Source organism: Anderseniella sp. Alg231-50, from assembly GCF_900149695.1.
GTDB lineage: Bacteria > Pseudomonadota > Alphaproteobacteria > Rhizobiales > Aestuariivirgaceae > Anderseniella.
Genome location: NZ_LT703006.1, coordinates 327,991 through 345,853 on the forward strand (window position 1 = coordinate 327,991; position 17,863 = coordinate 345,853).

The following is a 17,863-nucleotide window of genomic DNA, read 5'->3' on the forward strand; positions in this document are numbered from 1 at the left end:
TGATAGGATTTAACCGGTCCTGTGTCTTCTGGCGGTTACAGAAGGCTAAGGCAGGCATCGGATAGCGTCTCTCATTGAGACCACCTGATGGTTTCCTGCCGAATGATTGTGCGGCATTCGCGATGCAACGCAATCTAGCGCCAGCCAGGGCGTGAACAAAATGCTTCCATTCAACCTCTTGGGTTGTACCGGTGCGACTCGATAGGAGTTTCCAATGCGGAAACGAGCATCGATATTAGTCGAGATAAAGCTAAATGTTGCGGCGTGTCTGTTCGGAATAGCAGCCATAGTCACGGCAGCAAGCTATCTCTAGTTGCGGAGGCCCCAGTCATTTGTTGGCCGGGGCCTTCTCTATTTCTGCTTATCTACAAGTATCAAGTCCGCCCGGTTAACGTTGGTGCGGCACTTTGGTTTATGACACGGTTTATCACTCTGAAAGCTCCCCGTCTCTTGTATTTGATCCGAACACATACAATATAATTACGTTAAGGAAACATTTGCGGGCTTGGTGGCATTGGGATCAGAATCCGACATCGAGATTTATCGGCAGCGATATGAGACATTTCGGCATTTGGATCGATTAAGATGGCAGATGCTCCAGTTGCTGATTGCATTAGGAACTGCGGTAACGTTTGTGTTGCGGACAACGTCTGCACCTTCCCAATGGTGGTTCTTTGGTCTGGTGGGAGCGATCCTTGGCACCATCGGCTTTGTCATGTTCCGGATCAACTCCGGAGCCCGGCAAAATGGGCGCGTGTTGAGCCAGATCGGCAAGCGGATCGGAGACGATTCGATCCCCAACGTATCCGGCAAGTGGCGTACAACATCACACTGGACGGCAGTCTTGATTGTCTGCGTCGCCATCGGTTGCCTTATTGCCGCGTTCGGCGATTTCCTCGGTCTGTTTGAACTAAGTGCCGAAACTGGAGGTCAGCCAAATGCGTAAGGTCTTCATCAGCTACCATCATGGCAATGACCAAGCTTACAAGGATGCACTGATCGCGTTGAACAACGTCTACAACATATTCATCGACCGATCCGTCAATACCGGCGACATTGCTGACAGCTTGCCGACACAAACCATCAGGCGAAAAATCCGGGACGAAAAACTGCGGGATTCGACGGTAACGGTTTTACTGGTGGGTACGGAAACTCGATACCGGAAGCATGTGGACTGGGAATTGAAGTCCAGCATGATAAACGGCGCTGTTAACAAGCGATCGGGAATCCTCGTTGTGATGCTCGGCAACAATCATCCCGACAACGGCTATGTGTCGTCGTTTCTGGAGCGATCCACGTTGTATCCCCATGTGCCAAGGTTGCAGCTAGTCAGGACGGCAGCGGAGTTCGAAGCTCTCTACCCGGGTTTGCCTGACAGAATAATCGACAATATGCTGGAGCCTGGGGTTTCCATATCCATTGTTCAGTGGTCTAAGATCTACAATGATCCGGATGCACTGGAATTCCTAATCGAGGTTGCGTCAGAGGCAAGGATGACAAACGATTACGATCTCAGCCGCCCAATGCGGATGCGTGATCACAATCCGAGGCCCGGGTGGATATAGCTCGCCCTATCATTTGAATCGCCACCCTTGTTTTTGCAATGTTCTTACGTCGAGATGGACTACGTGTGATCCCGCAAGCACGTAGTTGTGGCTGCATGTGGCGCCGATCCTGAGGCCGGCGAGCCCTTTGCGATGGGGAACAGGTCTATCGAAGTTTGGACAGTCGCAGTTCATCAACAACCCGGCTCAATACCCTACTTGCCTGCACGCTTCCAGCTCGTACATAGTGCTTCTGAGTTACTTTGAAGTCTGTGTGTCCTAGTAGGTCCGAAGCTACTGAAACGTTCTCAGGATCGAATACAGCGAATGATGTCGCCGCGATACGCCTGGCGTCATGCAATGTCAGGTCATGCCCGGTGTGTTCTTTCAGGCGCCGTTTGAATATCTGATGCAGAGAAGCCCCAGTAAGCGCCCTGCCCCGCCAACTCGGCCAAAGAGCTAGGTGTTCTTCAACCGCCGGAAACCGCCCGTGAATGTTTGCAACGTAGGCGCCCAGTTTGCGAGCAATCGGGGAAGGCAAAACAACATACTCAGATCTATTACCCTTAAGATACTCAGCAGGAAGAGACACCTGCCAACTCGTTTCTGTCTTCTGGACTGTGCTGCCAAAAACTAGGCGAGCGAGACTGGTCCTCCGCAATGGGTAGATTGCAAGGAACATCAGCAGCAGACCGTCACGCCCCAGCTCACATATCCGCCTGGTTTCGCCTGTCCTGCTCAATTGACCATCTGCGATCTTGGATTGGGCTTCGTCGAACATATCCTCACCAAAACTCCATAGTTGACTTGCATGCAGCGGCAATGCAGGTCGCGAAGCTGGCACCGCGATACTCTCAAGCCGGCTTACAATTGACCGAAGCCAACCCCAGTCAGCGTCTGGGTACATGTAGCGTAGTGCATCATAGAGTCGAGCAACATAGGAACACTGACTCACGCCGTTACAACTGAGCGCCAAGTGTGAACAATATCGTTTCACGGTTTTACTATTCGCGCGTTCGTGAGCCTGTTTTTCAATTGCCCCTGCATCATGAATGGCTATCCACCCCAGCCATCGACCATATGAGTGGCGGATAACCCTAATCGAAGAAGGAGCAAGATGTCCGCCCAACGCCTGATCATCAAACGGATTACCGGACTTTCGAAATGCATTGTCGAACAATTGGCGGTCAGTAATCGGCCATTTATCAAACTTGAGAGAAAGCTTCGCCGCACCTCGCACCATGTTTATCGACTCCCGGATACTGCAGGATTGCCATCAACGAGAATGTCACCTCTTACCTTCTCAATAAGCTGGCTCATGTGATTGACGGCACGGTTCGTGTCTATGCCAGCGTAGTATTTCTGAGTTGTCTTGATATTCTTGTGACCGAGCAGTTGAGACACCTGATAAATAGCTCCAGGATCGTCGTTCAGAATCAGCCACGCAGCGATGTGCCGCATCTGGTGTGGTGTAATGTTCAATCCGGACTGACGCATCGCAGTTTTGAACTGAACCGATATACCAGATGTGATTTTCTTCCGGCCTTGCCGATCAATGAAAAGACCGAAATGTTTTCGACCACAAACCGCTGGTACAAGTACGTCGCGATACTCTTTCAGCATTTCAGACAATCTGACCGGCAATTCTGCCTCGATGGCTAGGCCATTTTTCGTCTCATCACCAGGGATGCACAGATACGCCCTACCCTTCGGTCCCGCTGGGAAGGAAATATGTCGACCGAACTCCAAAGCTGCTGCATTAGCCATACGCATTGGGCAGGCAAGTAGCAATTCGATCAACAAAGCAATCTGTGCATGTGGAAGACGGCGCTTTGACGGAGTGCGTTTGCCCCTTGCCTGCATCCAAAACGTTTCAGGTGTGCCAAGCAGGACGGCAAGAGCAGCAGGGTCTTTCAGGCCCAACAAAGTAGCCTTGTTCTTTTCAGTCAAACCCGAGCTCAGAGATGGCAATTTGGACCGCAGGGCTTTCAGTTCCGTAAGCTGATCGGCCGAAACTCGTACCCACTCCTTCGCTACGGTAACAAGCGTCGTCGCCACACCAGATGTATATGCATTCGGTTTGCCTTCGTGAACTTCGTAAAGATGCCTGAAAACTGCTTTCACAACTTGGCACTCCACAAGATCATGTATCGACTTTATCTCTTCCGGTTCAATGCCCACCTTCAGCGCCGCTTCAACCGCTGATTTGATCTGCTGCCGACGAAGATGAATTGTAGCTGGTTTGAGAGCAGTGCGGCGGCTCTTCTCATCGAATGGCGAGGTGACTGAGCACCAAGTGAGGTATTCCTCAAGGTCAATCCAAAAGCTATCTGGCAACAAATGCGTCGGCATACGCACCGGTTCGCGTCCGACCCGAACCGGTGTCACTGCATTTCCGTTCCAACCATCGATTTTGCATGCCTTGTTCCAACTTCGGACAGCCCACACCCAGCTCGTCTGGGGATTTGTGACCATCGACTGTTTTTCAAGTGCCTGCTTGAATTCTGCAAACACCTCGTCAATTACTTCCGCGGGCTCAATGTTTAGTCCAGTACAAAATCGGGAGAAGCGGGACAGTCCAGTTCTTGTTGGTTTGTCAGAAACCAGTTTCAGCTGCTTGTTCCACGCATCTGACAGCGGCAGGTTGGCGGTTTGAAGCATCGTTGCCAGCCCAGACGCATTTACGGCCCCTCCGAAGTCCGACTTCAGATTCTGCAATCGTTTGCCGGAAAGCCCTGCCCTCAGGCCAGATGCACGGCGAAACAAATCGGTGACCTTGCGCAGATCAATCGGAACATCGTTGGGGCTTTGATCCAATGCATTTGCGACCCACTTGACTGCCGCCACAAAGTCGCGCCGACGAGTTGCAGAAAGGTCAGTTCTAGTTGTCAGCGCGGCGACAACATGTTGAAGAGTGAAACCTTCACTTGGAAGCTGGTTCATTCCTCTGGACCTCCTTGTTCGGGAACCTGGTCGCCTGCCCCTTCTGGACATCGGGAGACACGCGATGACAGGGCCGGACATTCGGGAATACTATACACGAAAACATGGAACGTATTCTGGTGCAAAGTCTTCCCGAATTTGTTCAAGCTATTGACAATAAGGGACAATTTCAGACATCGTTGCTGCATCTGCGTTGCGCAAGGAATGCCCGAAAATCTGCATCGGAGATACGCACAGATCCGCCCAATCGATGCACCGGAAGGTAACCGGCGTCGATCCATCGCCTTACGGTACGGGTGTTAACATTGAGAGTGCCGGCAACTTCCGGAATCGTGAGAAACGGTTCTGGACGACGAGGCATCACCTTGCCTCCCGTCCAACGTCGGATGTGGAGTCACGAAGCCGCAGGTCAACATAGGTTTGCAGGTCCTCCAGGCGGTACACGACAAGCTTTGGACCAAGCTTGGCATAGCGCGGACCACCCCCCTGCACTCGCAACCGAGCCAGGTGAGACTTGGAGACCCGCAGATAGATTGCGGCTTCATTTGGATTCAGAAAATTCGGTTCGGTATTTTGCGACATCGTTCATAACTCCGTGTTGGAAAACGATGTCAGCCGATATCTGCAAATACCTCCAGCAAGTCGACCCCCCTAAAACTGAAATGGCTCAAATTTGAAAAAAATATTATTTTTCAGCGTGATACAGCCCATTCCAAAAATGGATCGGAGGAGTATTTTGCGTAATTTTAGGCGATGAAAATCACTATAACTGCAACTTGATAGCGTTTTTAGCAGTTATCAATCGTCCAGTGTTAATATGGAAGCCAAAACACCGGGAGCTGATCAACCAGTTGTTCTCTCAAATGCTTCGTCAAAAAACTCACTATCTCTTTTCGCTTCTTCTCTGAGGTTGTCAATTTCCTGCCACGTCAGGATCTCAACATCTGAAAATCGGCTTGGCTTAGCGTTCCCTGGAACCGGTGTGACCGATTGTATAAATTTGCGTGATGTCATCCAAAGAGTTCCGATTGTTGAAAACAGAATGGCTGTTGCAAAACTACATATGGAATGCAGTCCCTTATCACCATCGCGAACGACACACTCAATCTCCTGTGGCAAATCAAATCTTAAAAACGATCAGTATGAAAATTGAAAAAAGCAGGTTTCGCCGACTACCTGGCTGACTGCCTAAACGCCTTCTTATAAAACTCGATTGATGCTTTAGCCTTTTGTCTGAGTTCTTCTATTTCCAGCGGCGTCAACATTTCGACATCTGGATCACAGCTAGATTCAGGTTTTTCGATTGCTGCAGGGGCCGGTTTTCCACTCTTGTATGAAACTATTCAAAACTCCTGTGGCTACCAGTATCGGCAAAATCAGCGTTTTCAAAACACTGTAAATGATATCAGAGTGATTTTTGTAAGACCAAAATCTGATTACCAACTTTCAACGTAGCTTCAATCGACCAATACAATCTACCTGCATCACAGACAATCTGAACCATGATTTTGTATTCAAGGAATTATCTTGCCAACGGCAGATCAACCACAATCTGTCGTTCTGTTCTGTGACCCTCAACATTCTGGACGATGTTGAGTTCGACCAATCTCGGCAATTGACCAACGGCACCCCAGACGTCAAACCATCCGGTCGTTTGCCTGCCCTTATCTTCGCCTGTGCCATAATATCGAAACGACAGGGAAGAGATATTCTCGAGTAGGACAACTTCCGATGTTTTGACGGCGACGGTGTTTTCACCAAGTGCTCCGCCTGGCTGGCGACGGGTGATGAGCCGGGGCCCTGCGTCACCGCTCTCGTCGATCAGGAAACTGACATAGCGCAGTCCGCCATACTCAACATCGATGTTGGCGGACAACACAAGATCAAGCTGGTCCGGCCCTCCGCGAAACACCAGATGCAGCTTCTTCGCCTTTGGATCAAGCTGGAAGATTTTGAACACCTGTCTCAAATCGCGGCGCAGGTAGCGCTCAACCGCATCAATCTCCTGGGATGAGACCAGCCTGCCACTGACACCGGCCATTCTCTGGCTCAATACAACCGTGTTGACGAACAACCCTGACAAGATGGCCAGCAGGGATATGGCAACCAGCAGTTCTACCAGCGTGAACCCCTCTTCGCCTGTTTCGCATTCATGCTTCATCGCTACTGCCGGTCAAAAGGAAACAGCGCCCAGGTCTCAAGGCTTACCACCTCGCGTTCGTTCTTGTTGACCTGGACCGTAACTTTGTAGGCCAGAGTTGCGGCAGTGCCAGTTGGCGCTGCGGTGGCCTGCACCGGCGACACCTTTACCGAATAGGCAAATCCATTGTCTGTGCGCCCGGACTTTTGTGCAGCCTCGGGGTTACCGGCAGTTCGCAGCAGCGCGACCTGGTTTTCTGCAACTGCAAGGGCGGATGTCTTTTCCGCCAATGCCGCAGCGGAGCGCGCGCTGGATGCAATCAGATCAAAACCCTGGATCAGGGCAATGGACACAATCGCAAACGCAACAATGATCTCGATGACGGTTGAGCCTGCTTCATCCGATACGGTGTTGTAAAATTGATTAAAACTCACGACGCCTCACCACCTGCCCCGTCAGCCAATTGACTGTAACAGCGTATGTTGCGCTGTCCCGTTTGAAGCGGATGGTTCCGCCGCTGGCTGAGCCGTCAGGGTTGAACCTGATGCGATATTCATTACCGGTGCTTTCACGCTCGGATGTATCCGTGACAAGCGTGACGTGTTCCGGCCAGCTCAGCCTATCCGTCATTGCATCAGACGTGATGGTGCGCTTGTCGGCATTGAAGGTAACCGAAAAGGGCTGCCAGGCGGACAGGGATCTGGCCCGGACACGGTTGAAGTAAACCGCTACCGCATCGCCCAGTTTGCTAACTTCGGCAGCCGCTGATGGCGGCCGGATCGATGCCCAGGTGAAGCCCGCCATGATGGCTAAAATGCCGAGCACAACCAGCATTTCAATCAGGGTGAACCCGTCATCGCCTGCCGTATGTGATTGTCCGTGTTTCATTGCACCAACTGGTTCAGACTGGTGATTGCCTGCATCACCGATAAAATGATGCCGCCGACAAAAACGCCGATTAGTATGGTCAACACCGGCGGGAACAGCGCGATCAGGCGTTCCGTCCTGACCCGGGTTTCCAGGTCGGTGGTTGCGGCTACATAATTGAGCATCTCGCTCAAGCGGTTGGAATCCTCACCGATGGCAATCAGTTCCAGTGAACCGGGCCTGATGAAATCGAGCTGCCGAAGGGCTGAGGAAAGCCTGGTACCGGTGGCGACTTCAGACCCCGCGCGTTCAGCGCTCTGGCGCGATGTCGCCAGCAGGCATGACTGGCCTGAACGGCGGATGGCATCGAGAATGGCGACATCGCCCGACAGCAAGGCACTCAATGTGGTGGTAAATCTCACCGCCTCCAGGCCACGCAGTGTCGAGCCTATCATCGGCACCTTCAGCAACACCCTTATCGCCAGGGATTTACCGGCATCTGTTGTTGCCGACATTACGAGGCCAGTGAACAGAACTACGCCGGCGGCTACATATAGAACGCCATGGGCTTCAAGACTCGCCCGTGCCCCCAGCACCAGTGTCATCATCAACGGCATTTCGCCCTGCGCACCCTCGAACACCGGCGCCAGGCTCGGCACCAAATACATTACAACGATCAACACGGACACGACCGCCAGTATCATGAGAATGACCGGATACAGCAGCGATGACAGCAGCTCATCCTTTAGTTTGGCGCGGGCCTCCAGAATATCGCTCACGCGGCCCAGGCTACCGCTCAGCGTTCCGACCCCTTCACCGGCGGCAATTACTGACAGCAGGTCCGGGCCCAGCCCAATGCCTGGCGCATCGAGCGCTGATGACAAAGGCTTGCCCGACACGACCGCCTCCTTCACCGCCGTCAGAGCCGGACGGACGCGCGCATTGCCCTGTTCACCAACAACAGCGAGCGCGCGCGGCAGCGCCATGCCAGCCTCCAACAGGATACTGAGTTGACGTGTCAGGTTAATCTGGGCGCGCCTTCCAAGGCCGCCGCCCTTGCGGCCGGACATGCCCAAATCCGAATTGAAGTCTTTGGCATCTGTATCCGGTTGCAGCTTGACCGGCATGAGATGCCGGTCCCTCAGCAGCTGCAGCGCACCTGTCTCCGACGCCGCGTCGACCTTGCCGACAGAGCGTGCTCCTGACTTATCCACCGCAATGTAGCTGTATGCCGGCAATGTTACGGGCCCTGATGCCAAACCAATGCTGATGATGATACACGGGGGACACAGTGAACGCGACAGTAAGCTTTCAATAGTCAAACATATAAAGGCCCAGCAAAGTCAAATGACCGCCTATATTCAGCATTTACATGTCATGCTCCTTGGCTCACTGGTTTTTCTGAGTGCCACGATCGCCTATTATGACATCAGATATTTTCGTATTCCCAATGTCGCAACATTTCTGCTGGCAGCGAGCGGATTGATTTGCGCAACCGGATCGCTTGGACAAAGCCTCATGATTGCGATTGCAAACGGATTTGCCGGACTGGCTGCGCTTGCAGCAGTCCGTTGGTTGTACTCGGTATTTAGAAAGCAGACGGGGCTTGGAATGGGAGATGTAAAATTGGCCGGCGCGGCTTGCATTTGGATCGGGATATTGCAGTTGCCATGGCTCATTCTCGTTGCCTGTATTGTCGCATTTACACACATCTGTGTGCTGTACATCACAACAAAAAACAATGTACGATTGGCAACAAAATTGCCGTTCGGTGCGCATCTGGCAGTGGCATTATGCTATCTTGTATTGGTTGGCATGCCCTTCGATTTAGATACGCTGCCATAATCTCCGAAAGACCAGTTGGGGGAACTTTCTTTGCGGGAAACCATGAGCGATAACAGCGACTTGACGCACTCAATCTCATGCAGGACTACGCGTCGCAGAGAAGCGGACTGCAAGCAGAACGACGCCGGTTTCACCATCGTTGAACTGCTGGTCGTGCTTGGCATCATTGCCCTGATTGCCGCCCTGGTTGGCCCGCAGGCCATCAAGTGGTTCTCGAAAGCCAAAACCGACCAGGCGACAGCGCAAATGCGCAATGTCGAAAGTGCCGTTGAACTCTACTATCTGGACAACGGCCGGTATCCGACCACTGAACAAAACCTGGATGCCCTGTTAAAAGCACCCGATGATCAGGCCTCCTGGAACGGCCCATACCTCAGACGCGAAAGTGGCATCATCGACCCATGGGGGCGCAAGTATATCTACGAGTTTCCCGGCAAGGTATCGACCTACGACTTAAAGAGTCTGGGGCGTGACGGGCGTGAGGGCGGAACCGGGGAAGACGGGGACATCTCTAACTCGCAATAGGCTTTTTGCATCATCATGAAGCGCAACCTGCAACTGGAAAATAAGGGTCAGTGCAAAGCTGGCGACGAGCGTGATGCGGGTTACGCCCTGGTGTCGGCAATCTGGTTCATCGGCTTTCTGGCGACGGCAGCCGTATTGTTGTCAACGACCACTCGCTTTTCCATTCAGTCTACGGGCTTTGCCGTAGAGAATGCCAAGGCCAGAGCCTATGCGGATGGCCTGGTTGAACTGGTCGGGCTAGCCGCTGCACACGAAAACAGGGCGAGGACCGCAGGACAAAAAATTCCACGCAACGGCACGGCAATCGAATGCCGACTGCCTGCCGATTGGACCGCTCGGATAAGCGTTCAGGATCAGCGCGGACTGCTCAACGTCAATCTCGCCACACAAGCCACACTCACAAAATACCTTGAACTCGTCTTGCCCGGTCAACCGGCTGCCTCAGACATTGCGGCATCCATAGTTGCGTTTCGCAAGGCCGGCAGTTCAGGCAGCCAATTGTCATCAGGCGATGCCACGCAAGCCGGCCTGCGCAGTAGCGGGCGATTTCGCAGCCTCGATGAACTGGATCAAATCAGCGGGATGACGCGCGACCTGCACACAAAGATCATCAGGTTCTTGACCGTGCATGGCCGAAGCACTTCAATCGATACCAATTTGTCGCCAGACGGTTTTCGTAATTTGGCACAACAAATCTCTACTGGCAGAAACGCTGCGGCCGCAGGTATTCTTGAGCTAACCGTCATCGTCAGCCATCCCAAGGGCGTGACCACGGGGCGGACTGCAGTGCTCGATATCCTGCCTCATCCAAGGCGTCCGTTCACAATTCTTGCCTGGTCAGACTGGTCACAGGGCAAGGCAAAAACACCAGAAGGCGAACCGCCAGTTCGCAACAATGCACCAAGCTGCGAGACGTTTTTCGCAGCGCGCTGAGTTGCCCCACATTCGAGAGAGAGCACACTCAGTTAACGATTCGGTTGAATGTCTTTTTGAGGCTTTCAGCGCTACCCGGTTTCGTCTTGCCCTTGTCAAAACCTACCAGGCGTTTCCGGAATTCATTGGTAATCTCAAAAGCTTCCGTCGTATCGCGGATAACCCGTGGGCGAACAAAAATGACCAGTTCGGTTTTTGATTTCAGAGTATCCCTGCTTCTGAATGCTGTCCCGAGATAGGGAATATCTCCGAGCAGAGGCACTTTCTCATCCGTTTGATCTTCCGTCTCCTGGATCAGCCCTCCAAGAGTTAGCGTCTGGCCATCCTGGACGACAACTGTGGTTTCGATTTTCCTGCGCCGTATTGTCGGCGAGTCGATGCCGGAAGTCGTTGTCGGGACAACCGTGCTGACTTCCTGTTCAATGTCCAGGATCACCCGTCCACTGTCATTGACCCGCGGTGTGATGCTCAAGATCACACCGGTATCTTTCTGTTCAATTGCATTGACGACCGGGGCGTCCGCCGCTTCGACACTGGTGGACTGCTGCACGACAATAGGCACCTGATCACCGACCTGCAAAGTCGCCTTGCGATTATCCAGCACCATCAATGACGGTGACGATACGACATTCACATCGGTCACGCCGTTCAGTGCATTCAGGGCAACTTCAACATTGTCTATCGCCAGAAAATAGGAAAACCCGGGAAACACCGAAGACACTGCGCCCGTGAGTGAGTCGCTGAATGTCGCATTGTTGTTCTGACGCCCGAGATACCAGCGCACACCAAACTGAAGCTCGTCATTCAGAACAACTTCTGCGATGACCGCTTCCAGCAATACCTGGTTTGGCCTGGTGTCCACGCTCTTCAGCACTTTCAGGATCCGGTCATATTCCTCGTCGGTCGCAACCACCAGCAGTGAGTTATTGGCATCGTCCGAAACCACCCGAACCACTTCTTCAGGAGGAACATCGTCATCTTCGCCAGAATTGTTGAACGACCCCTCATCGGCAAACGCCGCCACCCGGCGCGGCTCTTCGCTACTGTCTTCATCACCGCGCGAACTGACCACACCTTGAGACACACCACGAGAAATGCTCTCGCGCGGAGCGACACCGGTTTCAACCTGAATTTTCCTGCCGGACTTTGATCGATAGACCGACCGCAATATCCGGGCCAGTTCATCCGCGTCCCGGTTTTGCACATTGTAGACATGGACACCGACGCGTTCCGCATCCGGTTTCGCATCCAGCTTGGCTATCCAGTTTTCAGCCTTTGGCAGATAGGCAGCGCGTGAGGAGATCACCAGCACCGCCTTCAACCTCACATTGGGAACAAACCGCAGGACACCTTTCAGGGGCCCGCTCTTGGTCGCAAAAATCGTATCCAGTTCCCGAGCCACGGCGACGGGGTTTGAGTTCTTCAAAGGCCGCAACGCAAAAGACATCCCCTTCAGCCAGTCAACATCAAACAACTCGGCAGATTCGCGAACTGCCGCAATTTGGTTTGGCGAGCCTTGCAGTATCAACGCATTGCGCGCCTGGTCCACACGCAAGATGGAACCCGGCGGCACAATCGGTTCGAGCACCTCGCGAAGTTCACTCGCAGACACATACTTCAACTGCAGAAAATAGTTGCGGTCGCCGACCGCTGAACTGGTCGACAGATTGGTATCCAAAGTCCGCGGAATGTTGGCTGCGGCCTGGATAGGAAGTATCCGCAACATGCCATGGCGCTCAATCATGGTTGCGCCGTTTGCCTGCAATGCGGTTTCAAATCCGCTCAGCACCTCCGCCTTGGTCAGAGGCCGCGTGGTGCGCCAGGTTATGGTTCCCGAAATGTAGCCTTCGATCGCATAATTGGCCCCCAGTATATCGCCGAGAACCGCACGCGCGGCCTGTTCAATCGGGGCATCGACCAGGTTGAAGGTGATCCGTTCACCCTGCGAGGAACGATCCGCGGCACGTGGCTTGCTCCTGCCCGGCAGCGCCAGGAAATTGTCAGTCCCGCGCTGGGTCACTCCACGAAAGGTTGAAGCATCATCATCGCGCGGCTGTTCAATCGCCAGCGTCGCAGCATTATTGTCTGCGCTCCCGGTACTCGCCGTACTGAGGGGAAGATGTTTTGAAAAGAAATTGTCGTCAGGCTCATCAACCAGCGTTGAATTACTGCAACCCTGCAATATCAGCAAGATGCCGACCAGAAAAACCGGAACGATACTACTGAAAGCAAACTTCACACTGCCCCCCCTCAATACATGAGAATTGATCAGTGTACTCCTGAGGTTGAATAATCCCTATCGGTTGCTACTTGTTGTCCACATAAAGCGGCAGTTTTTTCTGGTGCTTGCCGGATTCAACCATGATTTCAAGTGCGGAAATTTCAATCAGGGTCCAGCCCATGAACTTTTCACCGAGGCGGATCCACTTGCGCTCCTCGGTATCAAGCTTTCGCACCAGCGCCATTTGCTCTGATGAAGACATCAGAACACCTTCAAGCCTCAACTCGGCTCGTGGCGATTGCGGCTGGACAGGCTTTGGGGGCTTGGTGATTACCGGCTTCACCGGCGCCTTGACCACCGGCCTGGGCTTCGCTTTGAGCTGGCGCGTCGGCGAGAAAACCGCAGCCGACATCAGCGTACCGAGCCGAACCGGGCGCCGGGACAAGTCGGCGATCTCCGGATCTGAGCCGGACGCCTGCCAGGTAGTCGAAGGCATGATCGGGCGCAGATCATAGTCATGGTCAAACCTGCCGGACAACATCCATCCCTGCCAGGCCGCAAGCAGGACCAGAAGACATATCTGCAAAGATTTCATGTCATCCTCCCGTTACTGTTGACCTGGCACTACCGCGCGCACCGGTGAATAGATTTCAAGCTGGACATCAAGCCGCGCGTCCGGTGTCGTGACACGGTTCGGGTCAGGATCAGCCGTAACCCGGCCTGAAAAAACCGTCGTATATGGCGTGCCGGTCTCAACTGCGGCAACAAATCTTGCAACAGCATCAAACCGCCCGATCACCGCGATCCGCAGGCCGATCCATGAAAAGCCCAGTTCCTCCTTCACCGGCCGCTCGGTCACGTTCACGATTTGCGCGCCAGCGCTGGCGGCATGTCTCTTAAGCCGCGCCTGAAATTCGGCCATGCTGACGGCAGATGCATCACCGGGAGAAAACAGGGTCTGCAGCACCGTATCCAGTTGCTTGTCCGCGACGGTCCCGATTTCAGGTTTCCACTCTGCAATTTGCAGCATACGTCCCAGCTGGACGCGACGTTCACTTATGGCTTCATCATTGGACGCGATCTTGCTCGCAATACCGGCATACAATGCCCAGATGGCTGCCACCACAAGGACAACCAGAAAGACTGCCAGGATTTGCTGAAGTCCCTTCCCCAGCCGGCCGGGAACAAGTTTTGCGTTCATGGCAACGTTCCAATCCGGGCTTCAATCTGAAACCGCTCGTCATTCGAGGCACGATTGGTCACTACGGGGGAGGAAAACCGAACCTGTGAGAACACTACGGATGCTTCCAGCAAACCAATGAGCTCGGCGGCAGATTTCGCTGATCCGGTCATTCGCAATGTCCGGTCTTCAATTGCCAGCGCGTTGATCCAGGCAGACCGTGGCAGTGTTTTCGTGAGTTCCTGCCAGATATCAATCAGCCCTGGCTCGTGCTGTATTTTTTTCTGAATTCCGACCACACCGTTGGCCAGTGCTGCCTCCCTGTTCAAATTGTTGCGGACCGTTTGAGCCTTTCGGGTGGCGATCACCAGTTTTTGATCAAGTGCGGTGATGGCCTCTTCCTGCCGGGTGAGGGTCGTAAATATGTTGGCAGCACCAAGCACTAGCACCAATGCTGCCAGGATCAGGCGCCACCTGGTTCCTGTTACGGGTTCAGCACTGGCTTCCATCAGCGGATCGAGGCGCACTTCGCGACCGTCTTTGAGCAAGGCGGTCACCTCAAAATCAAGTCCCTTATCGGCTTTCAGCGCGGCAACATACGGCTCCACAAGCTCGCCGTTGAGCACCAGTTGCCGGGCTGACACTGATTGCGAACCGGCCTTGATACTGGCAACGTCCAGGCCCGAATAAGCGGACTTGCCGCTGCCGGGGACCAGCGCCCTGGCCTCCAGCGCGGCGATATCTGAAATATTTGCAGCTACGCTGAGCGGCAACTCAACAGATCGGGTCAGAAGCTGTTCAACCGGTACGACTATATTGACCTTGCGGCGAAACCCCAAAGCGCCGAACCGCGGCCTGAACAGGTCGGTTACATCTTTCGGTTGCTGGAAAATCCCGTCGATTTGCTTCCAGTTGCCGGGCGACGCCAGCCAACCGCGCCGCAACAGTGTTATGCCATCCTGCTCAACACTGATGCGATGCCGGATACGCAACGATCCGAGAGCTGATTTCACCGCATCCGGCACCAGGGAAACCAGCTGGCCGTGCCACCAGTTGCCGAATGCTCCGATTGCCTGGATGATTTTCATAAAGCTCCCCAAGCCTCATTATAGGCAGCATATTTCTGTGCACGCAAAGCCAGTTTTGGTGCGGCAAATACCCCCGCGTCATGCTATAGTCTGAGTACTAACGATACGCGCTTTCCCGATCAAACGAATACGCCGTTTTATGGGCGGTTTTATCTCGTTTTGAGCCGGGCCTGGGGGTTGAGCAAAGGTTAGGCATGAACACCGGATCTGCAACAGCTATATCATCGGACGCCGACAGGTCGGGCGGGCGTGATTCCGGGTTTCTCAGTTATTTGTCCGATCGCCGGGTTCTTGATGATTTTGCCATCGAACGTGCGTTTCGCGCCATGGATCAGACCTGGAACCGAACAGAAGCCGTGCTGGTCGATCTGGCTCTGATATCCGAAAGTGATCTGGCATCACATCTTGCCGGCTTTCTCAATCTTGAGCTGTTGCAAAAGGACGATCATCCAATCTCGCCAATTGCGGAGGATGTTCTCGAACCGGCATTTCTGAAAGCGGCGAAACTGTTGCCAGTGCAGGCGAGCGACGACGCAATTACACTGGCGACACCGTGGCCTCTGGATAACGCGCAGGCACAGGCGGCAGGTTATTTTCTGAACAGGAATGTCGTCCTCCTGGTGACAACGCCCAGCGAGTTTGAACAATTGTTTGAACAACTCTACGGCGATTCAGACGTGCTCGCAGCGCAAGGCTTGTCAGAAGCGGATCTGGGCGACCAGGCCGGTCAGGCTGACATTGACCGGCTCAAGGACATTGCCAGCGAAGCGCCCATCGTGCGGCTGGCCTCGCGGATTATCAATCTGGCCGTCAGTTCACTGGCATCGGATATTCACATGGAACCGTTTGAGGATCGGGTGCGCATCCGGTTTCGCATTGACGGTGCCCTGCGCACCATGGAAACGGCGGATCGCTCCATGCTGGCCGGGCTGGTGTCGCGCTTTAAAATCATGGCGCATCTCAACATCGCCGAAAGCCGGTTGCCGCAGGACGGCCGCATCAAGATACCGGTCAAGGGCCGGGAAATTGACCTCAGGGTGTCAACCATGCCGACCCAGTACGGCGAAACAATCGTGCTGCGTATTCTGGACCGGGCCGAAGTCGCGCTGCAGTTTCCAGCCCTTGGGTTTGATGCATCAGCGGTTGAAACGTTGCAGCGCCTGACTGCGCAGCCACACGGGATTTTCCTGGTAACCGGACCCACCGGCAGCGGCAAGACCACGACGCTTTATGCCGCCCTGACCGGCTTGAACTCGGAGGAACGCAAGATATTCACCGTGGAAGACCCGGTGGAATACAACCTGCCGGGGATCAGCCAGATCCAGGTCAAACCGCAAATCGGTCTAACCTTTGCCTCGGCATTGCGGTCCATTCTCAGGCAGGACCCGGACATCGTCATGCTCGGTGAAATCCGTGATGGCGAGACCGCGCAGATATCCATTCAGGCCTCGCTGACCGGGCATCTGGTGCTGGCCACTGTGCACACCAATGACGCGGTCAGTTCGATCTCCCGACTGCTCGACATGGGCGTTGAGCGTTTTCTGCTGGCCTCGACGCTGCGCGGTGTCCTCGCCCAACGCTTGGTGCGTAAGCTGTGCGCCAAATGCAGCGAGCCGGCAGACCTTTCCGCCGGCATTTTGGCGCAAGCCGGTATGGCTGCGGGCAAAGGCCGTCATGCAGCGCGGCGCCCGGTCGGATGTGCCATGTGCAACAAGACCGGCTATGCCGGGCGCACCACCATTTATGAAATCGTCGAGTTTGATGGCGAACTGCAACGCCTTGTTGCCGAGGACGCGCCCGTCTCAGAAATACTGGCGGCGGCAAGACAGCGCGGCGCGACAACCTTGCGGCGCTGCGGTTTGCAAAAAGTTCTGGCTGGCGACACCAGCCTTGAAGAAGTGTTGCGTGTGACGGGCGATCAACAGGCAATTGAACCAACTTGATACCAAAGGTGAAACCATGACTCGATTGAAGCAAACGTCCCTTTTGCTGGCAGCCCTTGTCCTGTCAGGCACCGCGCTGACTTTACCCGCAACCGCACAAGGTGCAAAACCGGCCGGAACCATCAAGTGCACTTTGACCGTCAGCGTGGAACTGGCAGTGGGTGCCCGTCGCCCGGTGCCGTGTGTGTTTCAGCCGACCGCCGCCAACAAGCCGGCAGTGCCGCTGGAAGTCACCATTGATAATTATGGTGCGCCGGTTAAATTGATGACCCAGGTCGATTTGTCATGGACAGTCAGCGGCTCGGGGAAAGCACCGGCGAAACAACTGGCCGGCACCTATACCGGTAATCCCGTCATGGCGAAGAAGACTGATCCGGCCAATGCACTCAGCGCCGGGGGAGAATTTGAACTGCTGCCAATGACGAGTGACAATCCAGACATGTTCAACCTGGCCAGCGGCATTGCAGCTGCAACAGTGAGGCTAAAGTAAGCGGGTATGTCCGCACTCACCAGTATGTCCCATTGCGAGGCCGGATGGAGGCGTCCATCCCATTACCGTAATTCGATCGGTCGGTTCCGAGGACTGGATCAAGATACTGGAAGCACTGACCGGGCACACCCTACTCCCGCAAAA

At 54.1% G+C, this 17,863-nt stretch carries 20 protein-coding genes; 7 read left to right on the top strand and 13 right to left on the bottom strand.

What is annotated here, in order from left to right; all coding sequences use genetic code 11:
• The first annotated feature begins 505 nt into the window (after nucleotides 1–505).
• A complete protein-coding gene (locus DHN55_RS19665) occupies nucleotides 506–946 on the top strand; it encodes a hypothetical protein (RefSeq protein ID WP_337660568.1) in 441 nt (146 codons plus the stop codon).
• On the top strand, nucleotides 915–1,565 hold the full coding sequence (locus tag DHN55_RS19670; protein WP_337660569.1) for a TIR domain-containing protein: 651 nt from the start codon (nucleotides 915–917) through the stop codon (nucleotides 1,563–1,565). The genes DHN55_RS19665 and DHN55_RS19670 overlap by 32 nt, the downstream gene beginning before the upstream one ends.
• Nucleotides 1,566–1,710: 145 nt before the next feature.
• Here DHN55_RS19670 and DHN55_RS19675 read toward each other — a convergent pair whose 3' ends face one another.
• The 9 genes from DHN55_RS19675 to DHN55_RS19710 all read right to left on the bottom strand — a co-directional run bounded on the left by DHN55_RS19675 (nucleotide 1,711) and on the right by DHN55_RS19710 (nucleotide 8,708).
• Complete coding sequence (locus DHN55_RS19675) at nucleotides 1,711–2,787, bottom strand: tyrosine-type recombinase/integrase (protein WP_108883246.1); 1,077 nt, start codon at nucleotides 2,785–2,787, stop codon at nucleotides 1,711–1,713.
• Nucleotides 2,788–2,789: 2 nt separating this feature from the next.
• Nucleotides 2,790–4,487, bottom strand: coding sequence for a site-specific integrase (locus DHN55_RS19680; RefSeq protein ID WP_337660570.1), 1,698 nt, complete (start codon nucleotides 4,485–4,487; stop codon nucleotides 2,790–2,792).
• 169 nt (nucleotides 4,488–4,656) lie between these two features.
• Nucleotides 4,657–4,848, bottom strand: coding sequence for a helix-turn-helix domain-containing protein (locus DHN55_RS22640; RefSeq protein WP_108883248.1), 192 nt, complete (start codon nucleotides 4,846–4,848; stop codon nucleotides 4,657–4,659).
• Complete coding sequence (locus DHN55_RS19690) at nucleotides 4,848–5,069, bottom strand: DNA-binding protein (RefSeq protein WP_108883249.1); 222 nt, start codon at nucleotides 5,067–5,069, stop codon at nucleotides 4,848–4,850. Before DHN55_RS19690 ends, DHN55_RS22640 begins: the two co-directional genes overlap by 1 nt.
• Nucleotides 5,070–5,330: 261 nt before the next feature.
• Nucleotides 5,331–5,501: a hypothetical protein gene (locus DHN55_RS22510; protein ID WP_337660571.1), complete on the bottom strand. Its 171-nt coding sequence runs from the start codon at nucleotides 5,499–5,501 to the stop codon at nucleotides 5,331–5,333.
• Nucleotides 5,502–6,009: 508 nt separating this feature from the next.
• Nucleotides 6,010–6,648 carry a prepilin-type N-terminal cleavage/methylation domain-containing protein gene (locus DHN55_RS19695; protein WP_108883250.1) on the bottom strand — a complete coding sequence of 213 codons (639 nt, stop codon included), beginning with the start codon at nucleotides 6,646–6,648 and terminating at the stop codon, nucleotides 6,010–6,012.
• Between the two features lie 2 nt (nucleotides 6,649–6,650).
• Entirely contained in the window at nucleotides 6,651–7,061 is a 411-nt protein-coding gene (locus DHN55_RS19700) for a hypothetical protein (RefSeq protein WP_108883251.1), read from the bottom strand.
• On the bottom strand, nucleotides 7,051–7,515 hold the full coding sequence (locus DHN55_RS19705) for a GspH/FimT family pseudopilin (protein WP_108883252.1): 465 nt from the start codon (nucleotides 7,513–7,515) through the stop codon (nucleotides 7,051–7,053). Before DHN55_RS19705 ends, DHN55_RS19700 begins: the two co-directional genes overlap by 11 nt.
• Entirely contained in the window at nucleotides 7,512–8,708 is a 1,197-nt protein-coding gene (locus tag DHN55_RS19710) for a type II secretion system F family protein (RefSeq protein WP_337660572.1), read from the bottom strand. Before DHN55_RS19710 ends, DHN55_RS19705 begins: the two co-directional genes overlap by 4 nt.
• Nucleotides 8,709–8,841: 133 nt before the next feature.
• On the opposite strand from DHN55_RS19710, the gene DHN55_RS19715 reads away from it, so the two are divergent.
• Genes DHN55_RS19715 through DHN55_RS19725 form a run of 3 tightly spaced genes read left to right on the top strand, consistent with a single transcriptional unit; the run spans nucleotide 8,842 to nucleotide 10,797 of the window.
• On the top strand, nucleotides 8,842–9,339 hold the full coding sequence (locus tag DHN55_RS19715; RefSeq protein ID WP_337660573.1) for an A24 family peptidase: 498 nt from the start codon (nucleotides 8,842–8,844) through the stop codon (nucleotides 9,337–9,339).
• Nucleotides 9,340–9,381: 42 nt separating this feature from the next.
• The gene (gene gspG, locus DHN55_RS19720; protein WP_108883255.1) at nucleotides 9,382–9,864 is read left to right on the top strand and encodes a type II secretion system major pseudopilin GspG; all 483 of its coding nucleotides are present in this window, start codon (nucleotides 9,382–9,384) and stop codon (nucleotides 9,862–9,864) included.
• A gap of 15 nt (nucleotides 9,865–9,879) precedes the next feature.
• Nucleotides 9,880–10,797, top strand: coding sequence for a type II secretion system protein GspK (locus DHN55_RS19725; RefSeq protein ID WP_108883256.1), 918 nt, complete (start codon nucleotides 9,880–9,882; stop codon nucleotides 10,795–10,797).
• A 28-nt stretch (nucleotides 10,798–10,825) separates the two neighbouring features.
• Here DHN55_RS19725 and gspD read toward each other — a convergent pair whose 3' ends face one another.
• The 4 genes from gspD to DHN55_RS19745 all read right to left on the bottom strand — a co-directional run bounded on the left by gspD (nucleotide 10,826) and on the right by DHN55_RS19745 (nucleotide 15,286).
• Nucleotides 10,826–13,036 carry a type II secretion system secretin GspD gene (gspD, locus tag DHN55_RS19730; RefSeq protein ID WP_337660574.1) on the bottom strand — a complete coding sequence of 737 codons (2,211 nt, stop codon included), beginning with the start codon at nucleotides 13,034–13,036 and terminating at the stop codon, nucleotides 10,826–10,828.
• Nucleotides 13,037–13,103: 67 nt separating this feature from the next.
• Nucleotides 13,104–13,613: a hypothetical protein gene (locus DHN55_RS19735; RefSeq protein ID WP_337660575.1), complete on the bottom strand. Its 510-nt coding sequence runs from the start codon at nucleotides 13,611–13,613 to the stop codon at nucleotides 13,104–13,106.
• A gap of 12 nt (nucleotides 13,614–13,625) precedes the next feature.
• Nucleotides 13,626–14,219, bottom strand: a complete 594-nt coding sequence (gspM, locus tag DHN55_RS19740; RefSeq protein ID WP_108883259.1) for a type II secretion system protein GspM — start codon at nucleotides 14,217–14,219, stop codon at nucleotides 13,626–13,628.
• Nucleotides 14,216–15,286, bottom strand: a complete 1,071-nt coding sequence (locus tag DHN55_RS19745) for a PilN domain-containing protein (RefSeq protein WP_108883260.1) — start codon at nucleotides 15,284–15,286, stop codon at nucleotides 14,216–14,218. The genes gspM and DHN55_RS19745 overlap by 4 nt, the downstream gene beginning before the upstream one ends.
• Before the next feature lie 194 nt (nucleotides 15,287–15,480).
• Here DHN55_RS19745 and DHN55_RS19750 point away from each other — a divergent pair, with 194 nt between their 5' ends.
• Both DHN55_RS19750 and DHN55_RS19755 read left to right on the top strand, forming a co-directional pair.
• Nucleotides 15,481–17,229, top strand: a complete 1,749-nt coding sequence (locus tag DHN55_RS19750; protein WP_108883261.1) for an ATPase, T2SS/T4P/T4SS family — start codon at nucleotides 15,481–15,483, stop codon at nucleotides 17,227–17,229.
• A 16-nt stretch (nucleotides 17,230–17,245) separates the two neighbouring features.
• Entirely contained in the window at nucleotides 17,246–17,719 is a 474-nt protein-coding gene (locus tag DHN55_RS19755; protein ID WP_337660576.1) for a DUF992 domain-containing protein, read from the top strand.
• The last annotated feature ends 144 nt before the right edge of the window (nucleotides 17,720–17,863 follow it).

Excerpts from the sequence above, each read along its gene's own strand:
- DHN55_RS19675 (WP_108883246.1), bottom strand. The coding sequence starts at position 2,787 with ATGGTGCGAGGTGCGGCGAAGCTTTCTCTCAAGTTTGATAAATGGCCG.
- DHN55_RS19680 (WP_337660570.1), bottom strand. The coding sequence starts at position 4,487 with ATGAACCAGCTTCCAAGTGAAGGTTTCACTCTTCAACATGTTGTCGCC.
- DHN55_RS22640 (WP_108883248.1), bottom strand. The coding sequence starts at position 4,848 with ATGCCTCGTCGTCCAGAACCGTTTCTCACGATTCCGGAAGTTGCCGGC.
- DHN55_RS19690 (WP_108883249.1), bottom strand. The coding sequence starts at position 5,069 with ATGTCGCAAAATACCGAACCGAATTTTCTGAATCCAAATGAAGCCGCA.
- DHN55_RS22510 (WP_337660571.1), bottom strand. The coding sequence starts at position 5,501 with ATGACATCACGCAAATTTATACAATCGGTCACACCGGTTCCAGGGAAC.
- DHN55_RS19695 (WP_108883250.1), bottom strand. The coding sequence starts at position 6,648 with ATGAAGCATGAATGCGAAACAGGCGAAGAGGGGTTCACGCTGGTAGAA.
- DHN55_RS19705 (WP_108883252.1), bottom strand. The coding sequence starts at position 7,515 with ATGAAACACGGACAATCACATACGGCAGGCGATGACGGGTTCACCCTG.
- DHN55_RS19715 (WP_337660573.1), top strand. The coding sequence starts at position 8,842 with ATGACCGCCTATATTCAGCATTTACATGTCATGCTCCTTGGCTCACTG.
- gspG (WP_108883255.1), top strand. The coding sequence starts at position 9,382 with ATGAGCGATAACAGCGACTTGACGCACTCAATCTCATGCAGGACTACG.
- DHN55_RS19725 (WP_108883256.1), top strand. The coding sequence starts at position 9,880 with ATGAAGCGCAACCTGCAACTGGAAAATAAGGGTCAGTGCAAAGCTGGC.
- DHN55_RS19735 (WP_337660575.1), bottom strand. The coding sequence starts at position 13,613 with ATGAAATCTTTGCAGATATGTCTTCTGGTCCTGCTTGCGGCCTGGCAG.
- gspM (WP_108883259.1), bottom strand. The coding sequence starts at position 14,219 with ATGAACGCAAAACTTGTTCCCGGCCGGCTGGGGAAGGGACTTCAGCAA.
- DHN55_RS19745 (WP_108883260.1), bottom strand. The coding sequence starts at position 15,286 with ATGAAAATCATCCAGGCAATCGGAGCATTCGGCAACTGGTGGCACGGC.
- DHN55_RS19750 (WP_108883261.1), top strand. The coding sequence starts at position 15,481 with ATGAACACCGGATCTGCAACAGCTATATCATCGGACGCCGACAGGTCG.
- DHN55_RS19755 (WP_337660576.1), top strand. The coding sequence starts at position 17,246 with ATGACTCGATTGAAGCAAACGTCCCTTTTGCTGGCAGCCCTTGTCCTG.